This window comes from Pseudomonas sp. W15Feb34 (assembly GCF_023127765.1).
Classification (GTDB): domain Bacteria; phylum Pseudomonadota; class Gammaproteobacteria; order Pseudomonadales; family Pseudomonadaceae; genus Aquipseudomonas; species Aquipseudomonas synxantha_A.
In genome coordinates, this window is the sequence record NZ_SPKN01000044.1 from 190,233 (window position 1) to 211,983 (window position 21,751).

20 protein-coding genes and 1 tRNA gene are annotated in these 21,751 nt (G+C 59.7%); 11 read left to right on the forward strand and 10 right to left on the reverse strand.

The window, feature by feature from the left end:
• Positions 1 to 26: 26 nt before the first annotated feature.
• Complete coding sequence (locus E4O97_RS20825; RefSeq protein WP_005783925.1) at positions 27 to 1,334, forward strand: S41 family peptidase; 1,308 nt, start codon at positions 27 to 29, stop codon at positions 1,332 to 1,334.
• A 2-nt stretch (positions 1,335 to 1,336) separates the two neighbouring features.
• Positions 1,337 to 2,110 carry a divergent polysaccharide deacetylase family protein gene (locus tag E4O97_RS20830; RefSeq protein WP_005783923.1) on the forward strand — a complete coding sequence of 258 codons (774 nt, stop codon included), beginning with the start codon at positions 1,337 to 1,339 and terminating at the stop codon, positions 2,108 to 2,110.
• Positions 2,111 to 2,253: 143 nt separating this feature from the next.
• Here the strand turns inward: E4O97_RS20830 and E4O97_RS20835 are convergent, their stop codons facing one another.
• The 7 genes from E4O97_RS20835 to E4O97_RS20865 form a co-directional block, all read right to left on the reverse strand.
• Entirely contained in the window at positions 2,254 to 3,009 is a 756-nt protein-coding gene (locus tag E4O97_RS20835; RefSeq protein WP_248162082.1) for an ABC transporter substrate-binding protein, read from the reverse strand.
• A gap of 66 nt (positions 3,010 to 3,075) precedes the next feature.
• Positions 3,076 to 3,846 (reverse strand): imidazole glycerol phosphate synthase subunit HisF, encoded by a 771-nt coding sequence (gene hisF / locus E4O97_RS20840; RefSeq protein WP_003171107.1) that lies wholly within the window; start codon positions 3,844 to 3,846, stop codon positions 3,076 to 3,078.
• A 9-nt stretch (positions 3,847 to 3,855) separates the two neighbouring features.
• Complete coding sequence (gene hisA / locus E4O97_RS20845) at positions 3,856 to 4,593, reverse strand: 1-(5-phosphoribosyl)-5-[(5-phosphoribosylamino)methylideneamino]imidazole-4-carboxamide isomerase (RefSeq protein WP_003171106.1); 738 nt, start codon at positions 4,591 to 4,593, stop codon at positions 3,856 to 3,858.
• Between the two features lie 39 nt (positions 4,594 to 4,632).
• Complete coding sequence (locus E4O97_RS20850; protein ID WP_032878360.1) at positions 4,633 to 4,890, reverse strand: DUF2164 domain-containing protein; 258 nt, start codon at positions 4,888 to 4,890, stop codon at positions 4,633 to 4,635.
• Positions 4,891 to 5,529 (reverse strand): imidazole glycerol phosphate synthase subunit HisH, encoded by a 639-nt coding sequence (hisH, locus tag E4O97_RS20855; protein WP_248162096.1) that lies wholly within the window; start codon positions 5,527 to 5,529, stop codon positions 4,891 to 4,893. It lies immediately after the preceding gene.
• A complete protein-coding gene (hisB, locus tag E4O97_RS20860) occupies positions 5,529 to 6,125 on the reverse strand; it encodes an imidazoleglycerol-phosphate dehydratase HisB (protein ID WP_003187781.1) in 597 nt (198 codons plus the stop codon). The genes hisH and hisB overlap by 1 nt, the downstream gene beginning before the upstream one ends.
• A gap of 232 nt (positions 6,126 to 6,357) precedes the next feature.
• Positions 6,358 to 8,019: an OFA family MFS transporter gene (locus tag E4O97_RS20865; protein WP_005783912.1), complete on the reverse strand. Its 1,662-nt coding sequence runs from the start codon at positions 8,017 to 8,019 to the stop codon at positions 6,358 to 6,360.
• A gap of 326 nt (positions 8,020 to 8,345) precedes the next feature.
• Here E4O97_RS20865 and E4O97_RS20870 point away from each other — a divergent pair, with 326 nt between their 5' ends.
• From E4O97_RS20870 to E4O97_RS20900, 7 genes are all read left to right on the forward strand, one after another.
• Entirely contained in the window at positions 8,346 to 10,562 is a 2,217-nt protein-coding gene (locus E4O97_RS20870; RefSeq protein WP_248162097.1) for an AsmA family protein, read from the forward strand.
• Positions 10,559 to 11,626, forward strand: a complete 1,068-nt coding sequence (gene mutY, locus E4O97_RS20875) for an A/G-specific adenine glycosylase (protein WP_248162098.1) — start codon at positions 10,559 to 10,561, stop codon at positions 11,624 to 11,626. The genes E4O97_RS20870 and mutY overlap by 4 nt, the downstream gene beginning before the upstream one ends.
• Positions 11,623 to 11,895 carry an oxidative damage protection protein gene (locus E4O97_RS20880; RefSeq protein WP_005783905.1) on the forward strand — a complete coding sequence of 91 codons (273 nt, stop codon included), beginning with the start codon at positions 11,623 to 11,625 and terminating at the stop codon, positions 11,893 to 11,895. The genes mutY and E4O97_RS20880 overlap by 4 nt, the downstream gene beginning before the upstream one ends.
• A 103-nt stretch (positions 11,896 to 11,998) precedes the next feature.
• Positions 11,999 to 12,074: transfer RNA gene (locus tag E4O97_RS20885), tRNA-Phe, on the forward strand.
• Positions 12,075 to 12,180: 106 nt separating this feature from the next.
• Positions 12,181 to 12,702, forward strand: coding sequence for a TonB family protein (locus tag E4O97_RS20890; protein WP_248130075.1), 522 nt, complete (start codon positions 12,181 to 12,183; stop codon positions 12,700 to 12,702).
• Between the two features lie 86 nt (positions 12,703 to 12,788).
• On the forward strand, positions 12,789 to 13,460 hold the full coding sequence (locus E4O97_RS20895) for a hypothetical protein (protein WP_005783902.1): 672 nt from the start codon (positions 12,789 to 12,791) through the stop codon (positions 13,458 to 13,460).
• A gap of 198 nt (positions 13,461 to 13,658) precedes the next feature.
• Positions 13,659 to 14,819 carry a Fic family protein gene (locus E4O97_RS20900; RefSeq protein WP_032878370.1) on the forward strand — a complete coding sequence of 387 codons (1,161 nt, stop codon included), beginning with the start codon at positions 13,659 to 13,661 and terminating at the stop codon, positions 14,817 to 14,819.
• A 22-nt stretch (positions 14,820 to 14,841) separates the two neighbouring features.
• Here E4O97_RS20900 and E4O97_RS20905 read toward each other — a convergent pair whose 3' ends face one another.
• Together E4O97_RS20905 and E4O97_RS20910 are read right to left on the reverse strand one after the other, a co-directional pair.
• Positions 14,842 to 16,449, reverse strand: coding sequence for a hypothetical protein (locus E4O97_RS20905; protein WP_248133520.1), 1,608 nt, complete (start codon positions 16,447 to 16,449; stop codon positions 14,842 to 14,844).
• 87 nt (positions 16,450 to 16,536) lie between these two features.
• On the reverse strand, positions 16,537 to 17,502 hold the full coding sequence (locus E4O97_RS20910) for an arsenic resistance protein (RefSeq protein ID WP_216090611.1): 966 nt from the start codon (positions 17,500 to 17,502) through the stop codon (positions 16,537 to 16,539).
• Between the two features lie 157 nt (positions 17,503 to 17,659).
• Between E4O97_RS20910 and E4O97_RS20915 the strand changes: the two genes are divergently transcribed.
• Positions 17,660 to 18,073, forward strand: coding sequence for a hypothetical protein (locus tag E4O97_RS20915; protein WP_005783897.1), 414 nt, complete (start codon positions 17,660 to 17,662; stop codon positions 18,071 to 18,073).
• Positions 18,074 to 19,022: 949 nt separating this feature from the next.
• Here E4O97_RS20915 and gabP read toward each other — a convergent pair.
• A complete protein-coding gene (gene gabP / locus E4O97_RS20920; RefSeq protein ID WP_103733963.1) occupies positions 19,023 to 20,414 on the reverse strand; it encodes a GABA permease in 1,392 nt (463 codons plus the stop codon).
• A 556-nt stretch (positions 20,415 to 20,970) separates the two neighbouring features.
• Between gabP and E4O97_RS20925 the strand changes: the two genes are divergently transcribed.
• Complete coding sequence (locus E4O97_RS20925; RefSeq protein ID WP_003187760.1) at positions 20,971 to 21,744, forward strand: ABC transporter ATP-binding protein; 774 nt, start codon at positions 20,971 to 20,973, stop codon at positions 21,742 to 21,744.
• The last annotated feature ends 7 nt before the right edge of the window (positions 21,745 to 21,751 follow it).

Sequence of the window (21,751 nt, forward strand, 5' to 3'; positions counted from 1 at the left end):
GCATCTACATTAGGAGTTCGTTCGACATGCTGCATTTGTCCCGCCTCACTTCGCTGGCCCTGACGATCGCCCTGGTGATCGGCGCGCCTCTGGCTTTTGCCGACCAGGCTGCACCCGCTGCAATGGCCGCGACCACCAAGGCGCCGTTGCCGCTGGATGAGCTGCGCACCTTTGCCGAGGTCATGGACCGGATCAAGGCAGCGTATGTCGAACCCGTAGACGACAAGGCCCTGCTGGAAAATGCCATCAAGGGCATGCTCAGCAACCTCGACCCGCACTCCGCCTACCTGGGCCCGGAAGATTTCGCCGAGCTGCAGGAAAGCACCAGCGGTGAGTTCGGCGGCCTGGGCATCGAAGTGGGCTCCGAAGACGGCCAGATCAAAGTGGTCTCGCCCATCGATGATACCCCTGCGTCCAAGGCCGGTATCCAGGCTGGCGACCTGATCGTGAAGATCAACGGCCAGCCGACCCGTGGCCAGAGCATGACCGAGGCCGTCGACAAGATGCGCGGCAAGCTCGGCCAGAAAATCACCCTGACCCTGGTACGCGACGGCGGCAACCCGTTTGACGTGACCCTGGCCCGCGCGACCATCACGGTCAAGAGCGTGAAGAGCCAGTTGCTGGAGTCGGGCTACGGCTACATCCGTATCACCCAGTTCCAGGTCAAGACCGGCGACGAAGTGGCCAAGGCCCTGGCCAAGCTGCGCAAAGACAATGGCAAGAAACTCAACGGCATCGTGCTCGACCTGCGCAACAACCCCGGCGGCGTATTGCAGTCGGCAGTTGAGGTGGTCGACCACTTTGTCACCAAGGGCCTGATCGTTTATACCAAAGGCCGTATCGCCAATTCCGAACTGCGCTTCTCGGCCACCGGCAACGACCTGAGCGAAAACGTGCCACTGGCGGTGCTGATCAACGGCGGCAGTGCCTCAGCGTCGGAAATCGTCGCCGGCGCGCTGCAAGACCTCAAGCGCGGCGTGCTGATGGGCACCACCAGTTTTGGCAAAGGTTCGGTGCAGACGGTGTTGCCGTTGAACAACGAACGCGCATTGAAAATCACCACAGCGCTGTATTACACACCGAACGGCCGCTCGATCCAGGCCCAAGGCATCGTGCCGGACATCGAAGTGCGCAGGGCCAAGATCACCAACGAGATCGACGGCGAGTACTACAAGGAGGCCGACCTGCAGGGTCACCTGGGCAATGGCAACGGCGGCGCCGACCAGCCTACCGGCAGTGGCGCCAAGGCCAAGCCGATGCCGCAGGACGATGACTACCAACTGGCCCAGGCACTGAGCCTGCTCAAGGGCCTGAGCATCACGCGCAGCCGTTGATCATGCGTTTTGCCCTGATCATCGCTGTGCTGTGCAGCCTGGCAGGGGTCGCTCACGCGGCCCCTGCCGGCGAACCCCACAAAGCCTACCTGACTCTCATCATCGACGACCTGGGGCAAAACCTGCCGCGCGATCGCCGTGTACTTGCGCTGCCCGGCCCGGTGACCGCCGCGATCATGCCCGACACGCCCCATGCCGCCGAATTCGCCCGCGAGGCGCACAAGGCCGGCAAGATCGTGATCCTGCACATGCCCATGGACCCGGCCACCGGCCCCTTCGCCTGGCACCCCGAGTTACCGGTGGAGGAACTCGGCAAGCGCCTGGACGCCGCGTTCCAGGCTGTGCCCTATACCGCCGGCATCAACAACCACATGGGCAGCCGCATGACCGCGCAACCGCAGGCCATGGCGTGGTTGATGGCCGAGCTACAACGGCGCCACAAGTTCTTCGTGGACAGCCGCACCAGCGCGCAGACCGTCGCCGCCGCCGAGGCGCAGAAAATCGGCTTGGCGCATGTTTCGCGGGATGTGTTCCTCGATGACGAACGCACCGAGGCAGCAATTACCACCCAACTGCAAACCGCAATCAAGCTGGCGCATAAGCAGGGTTCGGCGGTGATGATCGGGCACCCTTACCCACAGACCCTGGCGGTGCTGGAGCGCGAGCTGCCCAAGCTCAAGGCCCAGGGTATCGACTGGATCGATATCAAGCTGATGATCAGCGTGCGCAGTAATCGGGCCATGAGTGCCCACGGCAAAAACGGCATTTACCGCTAAATGAAGGCAGCGAAGATTCAATGTGGGAGGGGGCTTGCCCCCGATGGCGGTGTGTCAGCTGTAAATGTATTGGCTGATCTACTGCTATCGGGGCAAGCCCCCTCCCACATTTTGACCGCGTTTATTCTGCGCAACTGCCAACTTCAGAGGTAACGCGCCATGATTTCGTCTACACGACCGCTCTTGCGCAACTCATCCAGCGCCGCCTGGAGCTTGGCGACCACCTCATCAGGCACTTCCCTGTTCAACGCCAAATAAAGCTGCGCACTGTTGAACCGCAACACCGTCTTGAGCCCGCTCACACCAACCTGGCGCGCCAGGTAACGCCCGGCGGGATCGCCGGTGGCCCACAGGTCGATCTGGCCGTCCATGAGCTTTTGCGCATTGTCCTGATCGCGCAGAGCGACAACCGGATTGAGCCCCTGTTTTCCCAAGGTTTCCGCAATCGCGTCGCCCTTGTAAGCGCCGATCCTGTAGCGGCGGGCTTGCTCAAGCTCGTTGAGCTGGATCGTGCTGTCGGCCTTGGCCAGTAATACCCAATCGTCCGGCCCGATGGGGCCGACCCATTTGAACAAGGCTTCACGGTCCGGCAGCCGCGCCATCACAAATACACCGTAACCAGGCTTTTCCAGGGCGAGCTTGTAGATTCGCTCCCAAGGAAAACGCAACGTAAGGTTGTAGGAAATGCCGGCGCGCTGGAAGGTTTCGCGCACAATGTCCACGGCGATGCCTTCGATGTTCTCGTCCTTGGCGAAGTTCTTGCCGTTTTTCGCCATGTTGTAGGGCGGGAAATTTTCCGTCAGCAGCACCAGGGAGGCGTCAGACGGCTCTTCGGCTTGGGCCGTACCAGCCATGAGCATGGAGGTACTGGCGAGGGCGAGCAGCAGGTGTTTGAACATGAAGGCTACCGGAATCCATGGCAAGCGCAGAGAGTGCCGCGAGCCTGCCATGGTGTCCAGCAGCGTTTAGCGAACGACGATACCGCGCGCTGCCATGTAGGCCTTGGCCTCAGGTACGGTGTATTCACCAAAGTGGAAAATACTCGCCGCCAGCACTGCGCTGGCATGGCCTTCGATAACACCGTCGGCCAAATGCTGCAAGTTACCGACGCCACCGGAGGCGATCACCGGGATACCCAGTGCATCGCTGATAGCGCGGGTCACGCCCAGGTCGAAGCCGTTTTTCATGCCGTCCTGGTCCATGCTGGTCAGCAGGATTTCACCGGCGCCCAAGCCTTCCATCTTCATCGCCCACTCCACCGCGTCCAGCCCGGTAGGTTTGCGCCCGCCGTGGGTGAAGATCTCCCAGCGCGGGGTTTCGCCCGGGCCGGAGACCTTCTTGGCGTCGATGGCAACCACGATGCACTGCGAGCCAAAGTGTTGCGCGGCTTCACCGACGAACTCGGGGTTGAATACCGCGGCAGTATTGATCGAGACCTTGTCCGCGCCGGCATTGAGCAGGTTGCGGATGTCTTGCACAGTGCGCACGCCACCGCCCACAGTCAACGGGATGAACACCTGGCTGGCCATGCGCTCGACGGTATGCAATGTGGTGTCGCGGCCATCGACGCTGGCGGTAATGTCGAGAAAGGTAATCTCGTCGGCACCTTGCTCATCGTAGCGACGGGCGATTTCCACCGGGTCGCCGGCATCGCGGATGTTCTCGAACTTGACGCCCTTGACCACCCGACCGTTGTCGACGTCCAGGCAAGGGATGATGCGTTTGGCCAGCGCCATGGTCAGTCCTCAGCCGTTGTAGGCGTCGCAGTAAGCCTGGGCTTGCGCAACGTCCAGGGTGCCTTCGTAAATCGCACGGCCAGTGATGGCGCCGATGATGCCAGGCGCCTTGGCGTCCAGCAGCGACTTGATATCGCCCAGGTTGTGAATGCCGCCGGAAGCGATCACCGGAATCTTCGTAGCAGCTGCCAAGGCTGCGGTGAACGGCACATTGCAGCCCTGCATCATGCCGTCTTTGGCGATATCGGTATAAACAATGGCGGACACGCCGTCGGCTTCGAACTGCCTGGCCAGGTCGATCACCTGCACGGTGCTGATCTCAGCCCAGCCGTCGGTAGCCACGAAGCCGTCTTTGGCATCCAGGCCAACGATGACCTTGCCAGGGAACGCACGGCAGGCTTCGGCGACGAAGGCCGGGTCTTTCACGGCCTTGGTGCCGATGATCACGTAGCTCACGCCAGCTTTGACGTAATGCTCGATGGTTTCCAGGGAGCGAATGCCGCCGCCGATCTGGATCGGCAGGTTCGGGTAGCGCTTGGCAATCGCGGTGACCACCTCACCATTGACCGGCTGACCTTCGAAGGCACCGTTCAAGTCCACCAGATGCAAACGACGGCAGCCACCTTCCACCCATTTGGCGGCCATGCTCACCGGGTCGTCGGAGAACACCGTGGAATCTTCCATGCGGCCCTGGCGCAGGCGTACACAAGCGCCGTCCTTGAGATCGATAGCGGGGATAATCAGCATCTGGCAAACCTTATTCGATATTCAGCAATGCTTGGGAAATCAGGGCTTCTCAAGCGACCACAAGTCGCTTTCGATGCTTTCGAACCTTTCCTTAAGGAGCGTCTGCGTGTCGAAAATCGCCCTGTTGTAATAGTGCGGTGCCACTTCGGTGGTGAACAGCTCAAGAATCTCAGCGACCTCGAACGAGCCCAGCTTGAGCTCGAAGCGGTCTTCCATGAAACGCTTGATCTTGTCGGTTGCCTCACGCTCCTGCTCGGGCGTGAGGTTCAAGATCGGCGGCTTCGGTTTCCTGGCCATTTACCAGCGACCATCCCACGCGGCGAAGTTCTGCAGCAATTGCAGGCCATGGGTATGGCTCTTTTCCGGGTGGAATTGCACGGCAAAACGCGAACCTTCGGCCAGCGCTGCGGCGAAGTCGACACCATAGTGCCCGCCACCCACCACCTGGCGCGGGTTACCGGCAGCGATGCAGTAGCTGTGCACGAAGTAGAAACGCGCCATGTCCGGGATTTCGTGCCACAGCGGGTGGTCGACGGTGCGGCGCACCTCGTTCCAGCCCATGTGCGGGACCTTCAAATGCTCACCGTCTTCATGCAAGTCTTTGCCGAAGAACTTCACCTGGCCGGGAAACATACCGATGCAATCGACGCCGCCGTTCTCCTCACTGCTGTCGAGCAAGGCTTGCATGCCGACGCAGATACCGAGGAATGGACGATCCTGGCTGACCTCGCGCACCAGGCTGTCAAAGCCCAGGCGGCGGATTTCGGCCATGCAATCGCGAATCGCGCCAACACCGGGGAACACCACACGGTCGGCTTCGCGAATCACGTTGGCATCGCTGGTGATCAGCACCTTGCCGGCGCCTACGTGCTCGAGGGCCTTGGCCACCGAGTGCAGGTTGCCCATGCCGTAGTCGATAACCGCGACCGTCTGCATTACAGGACGCCCTTGGTCGACGGCATTTGCCCGCCCATGCGCTCATCGACTTCCACAGCCATGCGCAACGCGCGGCCGAAAGCCTTGAACACGGTTTCGATCTGGTGGTGGGTGTTGGTGCCGCGCAGGTTGTCGATATGCAGGCTGACAAGTGCGTGGTTGACGAAGCCCTGGAAGAATTCCTGGAACAGGTCCACATCAAAGCCACGGCCCACGTTGGCGCGGGTGTAGGGCACGTGCATCTGCAGGCCTGGGCGCCCGGAGAAGTCGATCACCACACGCGACAGCGCTTCATCCAGCGGAACATAGGCATGACCGTAGCGACGGATGCCTTTCTTGTCGCCGATGGCCTTGGCAAATGCCTGGCCGAGGGTTATGCCCACGTCTTCCACCATGTGGTGGTCGTCGATGTGCAGGTCGCCCTTGCCGACGATATCCAGGTCGATCAGCCCATGACGGGCGATCTGGTCCAGCATGTGCTCAAGAAAAGGGACACCGATATCAAATCGGGCCTTTCCGGTGCCATCCAGGTTGATCGAGGCTTTGATCTGGGTTTCCAGAGTGTCGCGCTCGACAGACGCCTTACGTTCGGCCATCACCAGCTCCGCAAAATCATTGGGCGAAAAAGGCAGCCATTATAGGGGCGCGGGCGCCAAACAGAAACATCGAAGGGGATAAGACTGACGGCGTGTCGGGGTTAGACATGTGCATACATGCATAACCAATGTGGGAGGGGGCTTGCTCCCGATAGCGGTAGATCAGTCAACAATGCACTGACTGATGCGCCGCCATCGGGAGCAAGCCCCCTCCCACAAGGGTTTTGCAGTGTTAGTGGAACAGTACCGCGGTCTTCTGCAGGGTCACCCACACACCCCACGCCAACGGAATACCCACCACCAGCCAGGCGGCGATCGCCAACGGCTTGCTGGCGGCGGAGGCCTTCCACTCCAGCACGGTGGACGCATCGGCACCCTTGTCATGCCCGAGCGCCTGTTCGGCGGCCAGTTCGGCATCGGTCATGAAGTACTTGTCGGCCACCGGGCGTACCAGCAGGTTGCAGATGAAACCCAGCACCAGCAGACCGGCAAGGATGTACAAGGTGATGTCATACGCCGCGGCGCGTTCAACGCCGATGCTCAGCTGATATTCACGCAGGTAGTTCACCAGTACCGGCCCCAACACGCCCGCAGCAGCCCAGGCGGTCAACAGGCGACCGTGAATAGCACCGACCATCTGGGTACCGAACAAGTCGGCCAGGTAAGCCGGAACCGTCGCAAAACCACCGCCGTACATCGACAGGATGATGCAGAACGCCGCCACGAACAGCGCCACGTTGCCCAGATGCCCCAGGTTCGGGATCAGCGCGTACAGGGCAAAGCCCAGGGCGAAGAACACAAAGTAGGTATTCTTACGTCCCAGGTAGTCGGAGAACGACGCCCAGAAGAACCGGCCACCGATGTTGAACAGGCTCAACAGGCCGGTAAAACCAGCGGCAATGGCTGCAATGGAGGCAAGCTGACCGGCATCCAGCTGGCCAAATGGCACATCAACACCCAGCAACTTGCCGCCGAACACTTCCTGCAACAGTGGCGAGGCCATGCCGAGGATGCCGATACCGGCCGATACGTTCAGGCACAGCACCAGCCATACCAGGCGGAATTGCGGGGTTTTCCACGCGACATTCACATGCACGTGACGGTGAGTGATCATCGCGTTGCTGGCTTTTTTCGCCGGCGCGGTCCAGCCCTCAGGCTTCCAGCCGGTCGGCGGAACGCGATACAGCAGTGCGCCACCGATCATGAACACGAAGTAAATCGCCGCCATGACCACAAAGCTCTGCCATACACCTACGCTGGTCGGCGAAGAGAAATGGCCCATCAGTGCCGCAGCCAGGGGCGCACCCACCATCGCGCCGCCGCCAAAGCCCATGATCGCCATGCCGGTAGCCATGCCGCGCTTGTCCGGGAACCACTTGATCAAGGTCGAAACGGGCGAGATATAGCCCAGGCCCAGGCCGATACCGCCAATGACACCGGAGCCGATCCACATCAGCCAGATCTGGTGGGTATAGATGCCCAGCGCCGAGATCAGCAGACCACCGCACCAGCACAACGCCGAGACCACACCGGCCTTGCGTGGCCCGGCATGTTCGAGCCAGCCGCCCCAGATCGCGGCCGAGCAGCCCAGAAAGATGAAGAACAAGGTGTAGATCCAGCCCAGCATGGAGATGGGCCAGTCGCATTGGGACGAGAAGACCTGGGCGATAAAGCTCATGTCTGGCGCGCAGGCGACCGGTGCGGTGATACCCAGCGCTTTGGACAACGGCAGCCAAAACACCGAGAAGCCGTAGGCCATGCCGATGCACAGGTGGATGGCCAGGGCGGCCGGTGGAACCAGCCAGCGGTTGAACCCCGGCTTGGCGATGATGCGCTCCTTGGACAGGAACGCAGGCTGTGCGGCGGCGGTGCCGGCCACAGTGCTAGTGCTCATTGGTGTTTCCCCCAGTTATTGGTATGCGTCCGTCAGGCGCTCTCCTCCTCGGCCTTGCACGCAAAGCGTGGCCGTTTTTTTGAGTGAAGCTCCATTTAAAGCGCGACGATACGTCGCAGAAGGCGGACGAACGTGCAGAGATTAGCATCAGTGGATGACAGAAAAATCAAACTGCCACTACCTTTTTTGGATTATCTGTACTTTTCTGACGTCAAAATCCCATTTCCGAGCTCCTGGATACAATGTAACGATCCGTGAACTGACGCAGGCCGTCGGGCGTTATACTCTTCGGCTAAATTTTGAAATCGACATACAAGGACTCGCCCATGAAAGCGTTCGGCAAAATCCTGGGTCTGGTACTTCTCGGGCTGTTGCTGATCATTGTGGCGCTCGGCTTTGCCCTGACCCACCTCTTCGATCCCAACGACTACAAAGAAGAAATTCGCCAGATAGCCCGCGACAAGGCCCACATCGAGCTGACGCTCAATGGCGATATCGGCTGGAGCCTGTTCCCCTGGCTGGGCCTGGAGTTGCACGAGGCCAGCGTCGCGACCCTGACCGCACCGACTCAACCTTTCGCCGATTTGCAGATGCTGGGCCTGTCGGTACGCGTACTGCCGCTGCTTCGCCGCGAAGTGCAGATGAGCGATGTGCGTGTCGAGGGCCTGAACCTGCGCCTGAACCGCGACAAGCAAGGCCATGGCAACTGGGAAGACATCGGCAAGAACCTGCCCGACGAAACCACGGATACCCCTGCGCCGGCCCCCGTCGAACCGGTGGCTGAAACCAAACCGGAAAAACCCCCGCAGCCGATCCGCCTGGACATCGACAGCCTGACCATCAACAACGCTCGCGTTGAATACACCGATGAACAGACCGGCAAGCAATTGAGTGCCGAGAGCATCCAGTTGAGCGCCGGGGCCATCCACGAGGGCGCCAGCATTCCGCTCAAACTCACCGCGTTCCTGGGCAGCAACCAGCCACTGATGCGCGTCAAGACCGAGCTGAACGGCAACTTGCGCATCCAGCGTGCCCTCAAGCGCTACCAGTTCGAAGACATGCGCCTGAGCGGCGAAGCCACCGGCGAGCCGCTGCAAGGCAAGACCGTGAGTTTCTCCACCCAGGGCCAATTGTTGGTGGATCTGGCGGCCAACGTCGCCGAATGGACCAACCTGAAACTGTCGGCCAACCAGTTGCGCGCCTTGGGCGAACTGAAGGTCAACGACCTGGACAAGACCCCGCAGGTCAGTGGTGCGTTGTCTGTGGCCCAGTTCGATCTGGCCAAGTTCCTTGAGAGCGTCGGCCACCCGCTGCCGGCCATGGCCCCTGGCAGCCTGAGCAAGGTCGAGCTGGTGAGTCGCCTCAAGGGCACGCCCACCAGCGTCGCCCTGGAAAATCTGAACCTGAAACTCGACGAAAGCACCTTCAGCGGCCGTGTCGCTGTCGATGATTTCGCCAAGCAGTCGCTGCGCGTACAGCTCAAGGCCGATACCTTCAATGCCGACAACTACTTGCCGGCCAAATCAGAAGCCGCCAAAGGCGCAACCGCCGCTCGCCAGGCCGAAGTGCAGAACAGCGAGGCCGGTGCGATGGCAGCCGGCGGCAACACGCCACTGCCGGACGCCCCGACCAAAGGCGCCTGGAGCACCGACAAGCTGCTGCCGCTGACCCGCCTGCGCAGCCTGGATATCGACGCCGACCTTGCGTTCGGACAATTGACCCTGAGCCAGCTGCCGATCCAGAACGCGGCGCTGAAAGCCTCCGGCATCGACGGCCAGCTCAAGCTCGACACCCTGAGCGGTGGTCTCTACAACGGTACCTTCCAGGCCAATGGCACGCTCGATGTGCGCCAGGATCTCCCGTTTCTGGCCATGCAAACCCATATCAAGCAAGTACCGGTTGAGAAAATCCTGCAGGCCCAAGGGAAAAACCCGCCGGTCAAAGGCCAGGTCACCCTGGACAGCAACCTGACCGGGCGTGGCAACAGCCAGAAGGCACTGATCGACAGCCTCAACGGCACCGCCAGCTTTGTGATCAATAACGGTGTGTTGCTCAACGCCAATATCGAGCAACAGGTCTGCACCGGTATCGCCCTGCTCAACCGCAAGACCCTGGCCAGCACGCCACCGGGCAAGGACACCCCCTTCCAGGAACTGCGCGGCAACCTGACGTTGCGTAACGGCGTGGCCAGCAACCCTGACCTGAAAGTGCGTATCCCAGGGCTGACGGTCAATGGCAACGGCGATGTCGACTTGCGCGTGCTGGGCATGGACTACCGCGTCGGCATCATTGTCGAAGGCGACAAGCGCGAGGTGCCGGACCCGGCCTGCCAGGTCGGCGCCAACTTCCAGGGCATTGAAGTGCCGCTGCGCTGCCGTGGCCCGCTGGAGCTTGGCGCCAAGGCCTGCCGTCTGGACAAGGACGGCCTGGGCCAGGTCGCCCTCAAGGCTGCCGGCAATCGCCTGAACGAGAAGCTGGAGGAGAAGCTCGACAAGGTTAATCCCAAGCTCAAAGACGCATTGAAAGGCCTGTTCAACCGATGAGAAACGAGCAGTTTTCAGAGGCGGTGCTGGATTGGTACGACCGTCACGGCCGCCATGACCTGCCCTGGCAACAGGGCATCACCCCGTACCGGGTGTGGGTGTCGGAGATCATGCTGCAACAGACCCAGGTGAGCACTGTGCTCAATTACTTCGACCGGTTCATGGCATCCCTGCCGACGGTCGAAGCCCTGGCCGCCGCACCGGAAGACGAAGTGCTGCACCTGTGGACCGGCCTGGGCTACTACACCCGGGCGCGCAACCTGCAGAAGACCGCCAGGATCGTGGTGGCCGAGTACGGCGGCGAATTCCCCCGCGACGTCGAAAAGCTCACCGAACTGCCGGGCATCGGCCTATCGACTGCCGGTGCGATAGCCAGCCTGAGCATGGGCCTGCGCGCGCCGATCCTCGACGGCAACGTCAAGCGCGTGCTGGCACGCTTTACCGCGCAGGAGGGCTACCCGGGCGAGCCCAAGGTGGCCAAACAACTGTGGGCCACCGCAGAGCGCTTTACACCCTTTGAGCGCGTCAACGCCTACACCCAGGCGATGATGGACATGGGCGCCACGCTCTGCACCCGCAGCAAGCCCAGTTGCTTGCTGTGCCCGCTGGAAAAAGGCTGCGAAGCCCACATGCTCGGCCTGGAGACGCGTTACCCGATCCCCAAGCCACGCAAGACCATCCCGCAAAAGCGCACGCTGATGCCCATGCTGGCGAACGCCGAGGGCGCGATCCTGCTTTACCGTCGCCCTTCCACGGGCCTGTGGGGCGGTTTGTGGAGCTTGCCCGAGCTGGATGACCTGAGCGACCTCGACCACCTGGCCAACCAGCACGCCCTCGCACTGGGCAAGCATCAGGAACTGCCGGGGCTGATCCACACCTTCAGCCACTTCCAGCTGGCTATCGAACCCTGGCTGGTCCAGGTCGAGGAATCCGCCCATCACGTGGCCGAGGCCGACTGGCTTTGGTATAACCTCGCCACCCCGCCGCGCCTGGGCCTTGCCGCCCCGGTGAAAAAACTGCTGAAGCGCGCGGCGCAAGCATTGAACGCAGGAGTTTCGTCATGACCCGCACCGTTATCTGCCGCAAGTACAAAGAAGAACTGCCAGCCCTGGAACGCCCTCCGTACCCAGGTGCCAAGGGCCAGGACATCTACGACCACGTCTCCGCCAAAGCCTGGGGTGACTGGTTGAAACACCAGACCCTGCTGATCAACGAAAAACGCCTGAACATGATGAACGCCGAAGACCGCAAATACCTGGCCGGCGAAATGGATAAGTTCTTTTCCGGCGAGGAATACGCCCAAGCCGAAGGTTACGTGCCACCTGCTCAATAATTGATCAAAAACCGGGGTCGGCACGTAAGCGACGGTAATAATTAAATATTTTTTGAAAACTTGCTTGACGACCCCCTGAAAAACCCGTTTAATGCGCCCCGTTGCCCAGATAGCTCAGTCGGTAGAGCAGGGGATTGAAAATCCCCGTGTCGGCGGTTCGATTCCGTCTCTGGGCACCAAAATACCGAGAAACCCCAAGGAACAATGTGTTCCTTGGGGTTTTTTATTGCCTGCGATTTAATGTGCTCTGGATCACCTTGGACCCGGATGCCGAGCAGGAGCGCCTTGAATAAAGGCAATCACGATACCGGCACCGATCAGGCCCATCGAGAGAGCCGTCGAGGGAGTGAGCCTTCCAAGCGCCTGGATTTGAATACTCTGTGGCGCCAGATAGTACGGACGCAAAAAATGCTCAAGGAAATATGTATGAAGTATTGCTGGATCGCACTTGCCCTGCTGCTTGGCGCCTGCGCAAGAACCCCTTCCCCAGAGCAACTGGCAGAACAGCAGCTATGGGAACAACAGTTGATAAGCCATATACAACTGTTCAAATTTTACCCGGCAAACGCTCAGGCGCAGGGGCTGGAAGGCCAGGTCAATATTGAATTCATCATCGATGCCCACGGCAACTTGTTGCGTCAGCGCGTGATCAGTCACTCAGGCTCTGAGCTTTTTGTTGCTGCCGTGCAGGCATCTCTTCCAGCAGCATCGCCAATGCCTGCTCCGCCTGCGTCAGTTCTCAAGGATGGTGAAGTCGAGGTGCGCGCACCCTTTGTGTTTTGCGTGACCCCATCCTGCGCAGGCTAAGCTAAGCCCCAGAGCGATTGAGGCTTGTTTTTCACTGGCTTCAATCGTCCACCCTTTACCCCATTCACAGCTGTAAGGTTTCTTTCATGACACGCCTCTTGCTCTGCTCGCTATTACTGCTGACTGCACTACTCAGTGGATGCGCCACGCAAATGGACGTAGCGATCAACGCGACACCCGATCCGGACTATCACTTCGATCGCCAGGCAACCGTACTGGTGACGTCTGTCGGGGGCAGCGACGAAAACGCACTCAATGCCCGGTACTACCTGCGCGACATGGTCAGCGCCATGAAGGACCAGGGCTTTCGCAATGTCTTTACCGACACCACGCTGCCCAAGAACCATGCACCGATCAAAATGACCATCACCCTTGATGTCGAAAGCAAGCAGGTCACTTACCGCTACACCGCTACCGAGTATGGCCAGGTAGCAAACAGCACCACCACACAGTGCAAGAAGAACAAGAAAAAGACCGATCAACTGACCTGCACCAGCACCCCGAACACCTCCTATGGCCCGGTAGGCACATCGGAACGCACCGGCTACACCACCCTCACCACCTTCCGGGCTACCGCTCGGGACGAGGCGAGCAGGCGCGCGGTGTATGTGCTTCGAGTATCGTCCTATAACGACGATTGCCAGGCGGCGAAGGTCGAAGCCTTCCTGGTACAGCAGGGCCTGCAGAACCTGAACTTCCAGGACCGCGTGCAGCGCAATTACACGGTGACGATGCCTGAGGGGTATCGCTGCAAATAGCTTGCTCCCGTCCGGATACAGCTTGGGCACCCTGACCAAAGTCAACCGGACCTAGTTTCATTGGGGATGTTTTTCACTTATCCGAACTGTTTTTTTGAGATAGTGTAGGGCCTCATCAGGCCCCTAACGCCTTCCCTACGGGCATCAAATCAGCCTGCTTTCGAGATAATCAAAATATCAATTGGAGATACTTTCCATATGCCCGAGTTTGCTCATCACGATCTGGAGCTATTGAACCCCTCGTTCGACTCGGGCCTGGTTGATGTTCTGAGCGAGCTGGAACACCTGCGCCGCCTGCAACTGGGTGGCGATACACCGCCTGCTGTTTTTTTCCAGTTGAAAGCCCTGTTTCATACGCTGGAAAGCCTGGGCTCTGCACGTATCGAGGGCAACCACACGACACTGGCCGACTACATCGAAAGCAAAGTCGAAGGGGCAGCCGAGGCTTCAGATCCGTTGCGGGAAATTGCGAATATCGAAAAGGCCATGGACTACGTCGAAAGCATCATGCAGACCGGCGCTGATCTCACGGAGTTTGCGATTCGAGAGCTTCACTCAATCACCGTCCAGGGACTGCAACGCGAAGGTGATCGTACGCCAGGTGCTTACCGCGAGTCCGGGGTCAGCATTGCCCAGTCCGATCACCTCCCGCCCGAGGCGGTGATGGTGCCAGGCTACATGCAAGAACTCGTCGCCTTTGTGAATAAGCAGGATGCCCCCAAGTACGATCTGATGAAAGTCGCGCTGGCCCACCACCGGTTTGGCTGGATCCACCCATTTGGCAACGGCAATGGCCGCGTCGTGCGCCTTCTGACGTACGCAATGTTGATGAAGTACGGCTTCAACGTGAGCGCTGGCGGCCGAGTCCTGAATCCGACGGCAGTCTTCTGTATCGACCGCGAAAAGTATTACTCGATGCTTTCCACCGCTGACACAGGCACCAAGGAAGGCCTTGAGGCTTGGTGTACGTATGTGCTGGCAGGCATTAGAGATGAATTAGAGAAAGTCAGCAGGCTGACGGACTACCGCTACCTGACCAGGCACATTCTTGCCCCCACCATTGCATTGGCGAAAGACCGCGCATGGATAACGCCTCTTGAAGAGAAAATTCTGAGCACGGCGATCCAACTGAAGGTGGTCAAGTCGGGCGATATCGCTGACGCTCTACCGACACTGTCCGCCGCCCAAAGAACCTATCAAATAAAAAAACTGGTCGACCAAGGGATGCTGCTTCCCATCAGTCCAGGCGCTCGGCAGTACACAATCGGGTTCTCAAATAATTATTTGATCAGAGGGGTTATCAAATCCCTGCGCGAAGAAGGCTTTATCCCTGAGCAGCTGGACAAACCTTATCCATGAGGAGGCCCGCCAAGTTGCCCCCTCACTTCAGCAAAAACACCATCAACGGATTGTCATTCAGCCGCCCCGCAAAGCTTGGCGCCAATTGCTCCACCGGCGAGCCCTTCAACAGCGCAGTCTCCTTGCGCGGCACAATCACCCAGGATGGCCGGGGCAGCTCACTCAGTTTCTCAAGCTGGTGACGCCCGACAAACAGTGGCTGCTCATCGTGATCCAGATTCATCATGTAGCGCACCGCCCAGGTGTCTCGGGCCAGGTCGACAAATACCAAAGGGCCCGGCTGCGACTCACGCAGTGCCTCCACCTGGCTGACAAACCGTCGGGTGTCGAATTGCAGGTCCTTGGCCGGTTCTATCACCGCGACCAGCAACAACCATTGCGCCGCCAGTGCGATCACGCTGAGCCATACCAGACGCAACGGCCGGCGCCAGGCAATCAACGCCGCGAGTTGCAACACCACCAACACACCAATCATCAGCGGCAGGGAAATATCCGGCCAATAGCCCTGCTTGTGCCAGGCGTTCCGACACACAAACAACACAACCACGCACAACGCCGGTAACGCTGCGACAAGCCCTTCGTAACAACGGCGCACGCCCAACAGCCAGCCTTGCGCCTGGAGCAGCCCATAGGCCGCGACAGCCGCAAACATCGGCACCATCGGCAAGATGTAATAAGCGCGCTTGAAGTGCGGCACCGACAACCCGAGCAGAATCATCAAGCCACACGCCCCGAGGCGCACCAGCAGTTGCAGCTGCCCGTCGACCCAGCGCTCCGGCCAGCGATGGCGCAGCGCGACTAGAGTGGCTAACGCCAGCGGCACCACCGGGAAGTAACGGTACAAACTCAGCTGGAAATAGAAATAGAACGGCTCACCGGACTCATCCAGGCGCCCGCCGACCTGCATCCTGAACACTTCATCAGCAAAGGCATCACCGCCACTCAATCGCGCAAGCTTCATCAGCAGCCACCAGCACACTGTTAGCAGCACCAGGCCGATAACGCCGTGGATCAGGACTTGCCGGACGCGTTCGCCCGGCCTGCCCAGCGCCCAATACACGCACACCACCCCACAGACCTCAATCAACCCCAGGGGGCCACGAATGGCAAAGGCCAGGACGAACAACGGGAACACCGCCAATTGCCGCAGCCGCGACCCCAGGCGCTCGCCACTGTGCAGCAGATAGAAACTGCCGACACACAGCAGCGCGATCATCTGGTCCAGGCAGACCGAGCGCGATTTTTCGAGCAACTGGGTGGTGAGCAGCGTCAGCAGCACCGTCAAAAATGCCCATGGGCGACTGAACGGCGCCAGCAGGCGGTACATCAGTGCGATCACACCGGCCGATGCAAGCGCGGTGGGCAGCACATTCGCCAGATGGTTCGGCGCATCAAACCAGCGAGCGAATACAAAACTGAAGAAGGTCGCGGTGCCTGGGTAGTCCGCGTAAGGCTGACCGTAAGTAGTGGGGAAAAAACTTGCGCCGTGGCGAAACATTTCCTGCATGAACAGCGCCCAGCGCCCATCAAAGCCCTGAGGCTGCTGATCCCAGATCCCCAACGTGAACAACAACAGGGCGATCAGAAAGAGGCCCAAGGACTCCAGGCGAAAACGGTTGCGATGATCCATCGGGTGACCTGTCAGGTGGGAAGCGCTGGCGTATGGTGCCGAGCACTGCCCTGAATAGCGCCTGAACAAACCTGAACATTCACGCTTTTATCGACTTGCGGGCCACACCACTGCCGGGATCAGGCGAACGTAGACCAACTCGGCCACCAACTCGACGAGGGTTTGCAGGATCACCGCCGCGGCAGCCAACCCGCGCATGTCCTCCGGCAAGGCCAGCGCCAATGGCAATACCACCAGCGAGTTGCGCGTCGAAGCACTGAACGTCACCGCCCGTGCACTTGGCGCAGGCAGCGCAAACAGTCGCGCAGCCAGGATCCCCATCAACGGCGCCAGCAGTACGAAGCCCAGGTAGATCGCAAGCACTGGCAGCAACAGGTCGAAGTCGCGCATGACCGATGTGATTTGCGACCCGATCACCACGAACAACACCAGGGCCATCGCCGGCACCGGCAACCAGGCCCACGCACTGCTCCATTTGTCGACCAGCCTTGATCGTCGCGCCAGGTAGGCCGTCAGCACAGCCAGCAGCAACGGCACCACGATCAACAACAGGAATGCCTCGATAAATGGGCCGATCTCAACCACCACACCCGAGTGTGCGCCCAGCATAAAACCCAGGTACACCGGCAGCAGTGCCAACTGCAACAGCAACAGCAACGGTGTGGCCGCCAGCATCAACCGCGAATCGCCCTTGCCGATGTGGGTGAACACCACCACGTAATCAATACAGGGCGTCAACAACACCAGCAAGGCCCCCACCAACAGCCCGGGATGCCCCAGCAGGCCACGGGTCAGCGCCCACACCAGCAATGGCACCAGAACAAAGTTGGCCAGCAACAACGCCGAGACAAAGCGAATATTGCCCAAACCCTGGCGCAGATCGAGGAAAGGAATCTGCAGGAACATCGCGTACATCAATACCGCGATGGCGGGCGTGATCAATACGCTCAAGCCGTGAGCCACTAGAGGCGCGAACACACCACAGGCAGCGGCCAGCAGGATGGCGACAAAATAGAATGGGATCTGGTTATGCTCAAGGGCATCGCGGGTCATGAAGACGCTCTGGCAGATGACAAAGGCATAGCCTATTGATCTATGGCCTGGTGGTCGAGCGCGATGAACGACCAAACCCGCCCGGATTTCCTTGGGATTTGCCCCAACCTGCGCTTCAATACTCCACCCCGATCCAGAACCCAAGGATGTTGAGCCCATGGCTTCGCCGAACAAGCAGCAAAAACGCGCCCAGCGGGCAAAGACCAAGGCCAAGCAAAACCGCACCCAGCGCGCCGTCGCGGCCAAGCCGGATGCGTTCGCCGGCGACGACAGCCGCATCGATCTTGAATCGGTGGACTTGACCGAACTGTTCGTCGAGATGCGCACCGCAGGCGAGATCAGCCAGCAGGCACTGTGCGCGGTATTCCTCGCACACCCGCTGTTGGCGCTGGTGCTGGAGCAGGAAGGCGAAGAGGAAGCGACCGACTTTATCCTGGCGGCGCTGATTGAATATCGGCAGTGGGCCACTGACAGCGATGACGAGGCCGCTGCGTTGGCGTGGATCGAATCGCCGCAGTTCCAGGCGGACTATGTAGCAGCATCCCAGGCGCTGACAGCCTCAACAGACTGACACATATCAAAATGTGGGAGGGGGCTTGCTCCCTCCCACATTTGCACCACATTCCGTCAGTTGAGCACTGCTGCACCCGATTTCTGGGCCTTGCCGCAGCTCGCCACTACCAATACCACCTGCAAGCTCAGCATCTCAGTCGCTGACAACCTCAGCAGACTGACGCGTATCAAAATGTGGGAGGGGGCTTGCTCCCGATGGCAGAGTCTCAGTCGACATCTCAGTGACTGACACACTGCATCGAGAGCAAGCCCCCTCCCACATTTGCATCACATTCCGTCAGTTGAGCACTGCTGCGCCTGATTTCTGGGCCTTGCCGCAGCTCGCCACTACCAATACCACCTGCAAGCTCAGCATCTCAGTCGCTGACAACCTCAGCAGACTGACGCGTATCAAAATGTGGGAGGGGGCTTGCTCCCGATGGCAGAGTCTCAGTCGACATCTCAGTGACTGACACACTGCATCGGGGGCAAGCCCCCTCCCACATTTGCACCACATTCCGTCAGTTGAGCACTGCTGCACCTGATTTCTGGGCCTTGTCGCAGCTCGCCACTACCAATACCACCTGCAAGCTCAGCATCTCAGTCGCTGACAACCTCAGCAGACTGACGCGTATCAAAATGTGGGAGGGGGCTTGCTCCCGATGGCAGAGTCTCAGTCGACATCTCAGTGACTGACACACTGCATCGGGGGCAAGCCCCCTCCCACACTTGCATCACATTCCGTCAGTTGAGCACTGCTGCACCTGATTTCTGGGCCTTGCCGCAGCTCGCCACTACCAATACCTCCTGCAAGCTCAGCATCTCAGTCGCTGACAACCTCAGCAGACTGACGCGTATCAAAATGTGGGAGGGGGCTTGCTCCCGATGGCAGAGTCTCACTCGACATCTCAGTGACTGACACACCGCCATCGGGAGCAAGCCCCCTCCCACATTTGCACCACATTCCGTCAGTTGAGCACTGCTGCGCCTAGCTTCTGGGCCTTGCGGCGGCTCGCCACGAACAACCCCGCCAGCACTACCAGCAAGCTCAGGATCCCGGTGGCGATGATCTCGACCCGGTGCGCTTCCTGGAACAGCATGATGGTCAAGGTGCCGACGATAAACACCATCACCGCGTAGGTCAGTCCAGGAAACAGCCACATCTTGAACACGATCTGCTCGCCCGCCGCCGCACGCTTTTGACGCATGCGCAGTTGCGACACGGCAATCACCAGGTACACCAGCAACGCAATGGCGCCGGAGCTGGCCAGCAGGAATTCGAACACGGCCGCCGGGGCCACGTAGTTGGCAAATACCGCGAGGAACGCCGCGCCGGTGGACAGCAACACCGCCCAATAAGGTGTACCACTTTTGTTGGTGCGCTTGGCCACCGCTGGTGCATCACCGCGACGCCCGAGGGAGAACAACATACGCGAGGCGGTGTAGAGCGCCGAGTTGAGGCAACTGGTAACAGCCACCAGTACCACCAGGTCGACGATCAGTTTGGCATTCGGGATGCCCATGCGCTCAAGTACCGTCTGGTAGGAACCTACGGCGGCCAGGGTCGGATCGTTCCAAGGCACCAGCGACACGACAATGAAGATCGACAGCAGGTAGAACAAACCAATCCGCCAGATGACCGAGTTGGTGGCCTTGGTGATTTGCTGGCCGGGGTTCTTGGATTCCGCTGCAGCGATGGTCACGATCTCAGTGCCCATGAACGAGAACATGGTGGTCAGGATCGCTGCCAGAACCGCGCCCATCCCATTAGGCATAAAGCCCTGGGTATCGAACAGGTGCGAAACACCGCTGACCTGGCTGGTGGGCAAAAAGCCGAAAATCGCGGCCAGGCCGAGGATTACAAAGCCGACGATGGCCACGACTTTGATCAACGCAAACCAGAACTCGAACTCACCGTAGTTCTTCACGCTGAACAGGTTGGTTGCAGTCAGCAACAACGTAATGACCAGGGTAAACACCCAAATCGCCACGTCGGGGAACCAGGCGTGCAGGATAGTCGCCGCCGCGTTGGCTTCCAACGGAATCACCAGCACCCAGAACCACCAGTACAACCAACCAATGGTAAACCCAGCCCAGTGACCAATTGCGCGGTCGGCATAGGTAGAGAACGAACCGGTATCGGGTGACGCAACAGCCATCTCGGCCAGCATCCGCATCACCAGCACCACCAACGTACCGGCGGCCGCGTAGGCCAGCAGCACGGCGGGGCCGGCGGCAGCAATCGCATGGCCAGAGCCGACAAACAAACCTGCGCCGATTACGCCGGCAATCGACAGCATGGTGACATGCCGCGGCTTGAGCCCCTGTTCGAGGTCATTGGAGCTTTGAGTACTACTCATTGACACACCTTTGCGAGGAATTGCGAAAACGGGTTCGCCCGGCCTGCAGCCTTTCTCGTGAAAAGAATCCAACAGGGCGTTCTTTATTTTTTACGCAAGATTTGCGCCAAAATGTAACAGAGCCGCCATTGACGCGGGCTGTAGGACAATTCATCAGCGCTCGCAAGTCTTTGAGAATCATGGCATTCCGCTATAGCGTTACCGTGCGACTCACCTTCAAGCCAATCAGGCGCACCAAAAACACACACAAAAAGTACGTGACGCCCCATAAAAGGGCTGATATGGACCGTTTGCCCGGTTAACCCTTCCAACACCCGGCCAAAGCTGGCACCATCGCGCCCTTTTTTACGCGAAGCCTGTGGATCTTTCCGGTTCAAACGTCTGTAGGTTGTTGATGGCGCGACACGCTACTGCGCCGATGCGACACACTGCCGCAGACCACCAGTTAACCGTCCGCAGCGCTGTTGGCTGTCATCCAAACGCTATGCTAGCTTGGCGCCTCGCCAGGAAGGCGGCCCAACAGCGAAGATCGCAACGAACACAATGAGGACCGCACATGGCCCAGGCCACGCCCGCGCTTGAAATCCGCAACTTGCACAAACGCTATGGTGAGCTTGAGGTACTCAAGGGTATCTCGCTGACCGCTCGCGACGGCGATGTGATCTCGATCCTGGGTTCCTCCGGTTCCGGCAAGTCCACCTTCCTGCGTTGCATCAACCTGCTGGAAAACCCGCATCAGGGCCAGATCCTGGTGGCCGGCGAAGAGCTCAAGCTCAAGGCCGCAAAAAACGGCGAGCTGATGGCCGCCGACGGCAAGCAGATCAACCGCCTGCGCAGCGAAATTGGTTTTGTGTTTCAAAACTTTAACCTGTGGCCGCACATGAGCATCCTCGACAACATCATCGAGGCCCCTCGTCGCGTGCTCGGCCAAAGCAAGGCTGAAGCAATAGAAGTGGCCGAGGCCTTGCTGGCCAAGGTCGGTATTGCCGACAAGCGTCACGCCTACCCTGCACAACTCTCCGGCGGCCAGCAACAACGGGCGGCGATTGCGCGCACCCTGGCGATGCAACCCAAGGTCATCCTGTTCGATGAACCCACGTCGGCGCTTGACCCGGAAATGGTTCAGGAAGTACTTAATGTGATCCGCGCACTGGCCGAAGAAGGCCGCACCATGCTGCTGGTCACCCACGAAATGGGCTTCGCCCGCCAGGTATCCAGCGAAGTGGTGTTTTTGCACCAGGGCCTGGTCGAAGAGCAAGGATCGCCACAGCAGGTGTTTGAAAACCCGCTTTCGGCGCGCTGCAAACAATTCATGTCCAGCAACCGCTAACGGAGCA

Coding starts and splice junctions, on each gene's coding strand:
- E4O97_RS20825 (WP_005783925.1), top strand. CDS start 27: ATGCTGCATTTGTCCCGCCTCACTTCGCTGGCCCTGACGATCGCCCTG.
- E4O97_RS20830 (WP_005783923.1), top strand. CDS start 1,337: ATGCGTTTTGCCCTGATCATCGCTGTGCTGTGCAGCCTGGCAGGGGTC.
- E4O97_RS20835 (WP_248162082.1), bottom strand. CDS start 3,009: ATGTTCAAACACCTGCTGCTCGCCCTCGCCAGTACCTCCATGCTCATG.
- hisF (WP_003171107.1), bottom strand. CDS start 3,846: ATGGCGCTGGCCAAACGCATCATCCCTTGCCTGGACGTCGACAACGGT.
- hisA (WP_003171106.1), bottom strand. CDS start 4,593: ATGCTGATTATCCCCGCTATCGATCTCAAGGACGGCGCTTGTGTACGC.
- E4O97_RS20850 (WP_032878360.1), bottom strand. CDS start 4,890: ATGGCCAGGAAACCGAAGCCGCCGATCTTGAACCTCACGCCCGAGCAG.
- hisH (WP_248162096.1), bottom strand. CDS start 5,529: ATGCAGACGGTCGCGGTTATCGACTACGGCATGGGCAACCTGCACTCG.
- hisB (WP_003187781.1), bottom strand. CDS start 6,125: ATGGCCGAACGTAAGGCGTCTGTCGAGCGCGACACTCTGGAAACCCAG.
- E4O97_RS20865 (WP_005783912.1), bottom strand. CDS start 8,019: ATGAGCACTAGCACTGTGGCCGGCACCGCCGCCGCACAGCCTGCGTTC.
- E4O97_RS20870 (WP_248162097.1), top strand. CDS start 8,346: ATGAAAGCGTTCGGCAAAATCCTGGGTCTGGTACTTCTCGGGCTGTTG.
- mutY (WP_248162098.1), top strand. CDS start 10,559: ATGAGAAACGAGCAGTTTTCAGAGGCGGTGCTGGATTGGTACGACCGT.
- E4O97_RS20880 (WP_005783905.1), top strand. CDS start 11,623: ATGACCCGCACCGTTATCTGCCGCAAGTACAAAGAAGAACTGCCAGCC.
- E4O97_RS20895 (WP_005783902.1), top strand. CDS start 12,789: ATGACACGCCTCTTGCTCTGCTCGCTATTACTGCTGACTGCACTACTC.
- E4O97_RS20900 (WP_032878370.1), top strand. CDS start 13,659: ATGCCCGAGTTTGCTCATCACGATCTGGAGCTATTGAACCCCTCGTTC.
- E4O97_RS20905 (WP_248133520.1), bottom strand. CDS start 16,449: ATGGATCATCGCAACCGTTTTCGCCTGGAGTCCTTGGGCCTCTTTCTG.
- E4O97_RS20910 (WP_216090611.1), bottom strand. CDS start 17,502: ATGACCCGCGATGCCCTTGAGCATAACCAGATCCCATTCTATTTTGTC.
- E4O97_RS20915 (WP_005783897.1), top strand. CDS start 17,660: ATGGCTTCGCCGAACAAGCAGCAAAAACGCGCCCAGCGGGCAAAGACC.
- gabP (WP_103733963.1), bottom strand. CDS start 20,414: ATGAGTAGTACTCAAAGCTCCAATGACCTCGAACAGGGGCTCAAGCCG.
- E4O97_RS20925 (WP_003187760.1), top strand. CDS start 20,971: ATGGCCCAGGCCACGCCCGCGCTTGAAATCCGCAACTTGCACAAACGC.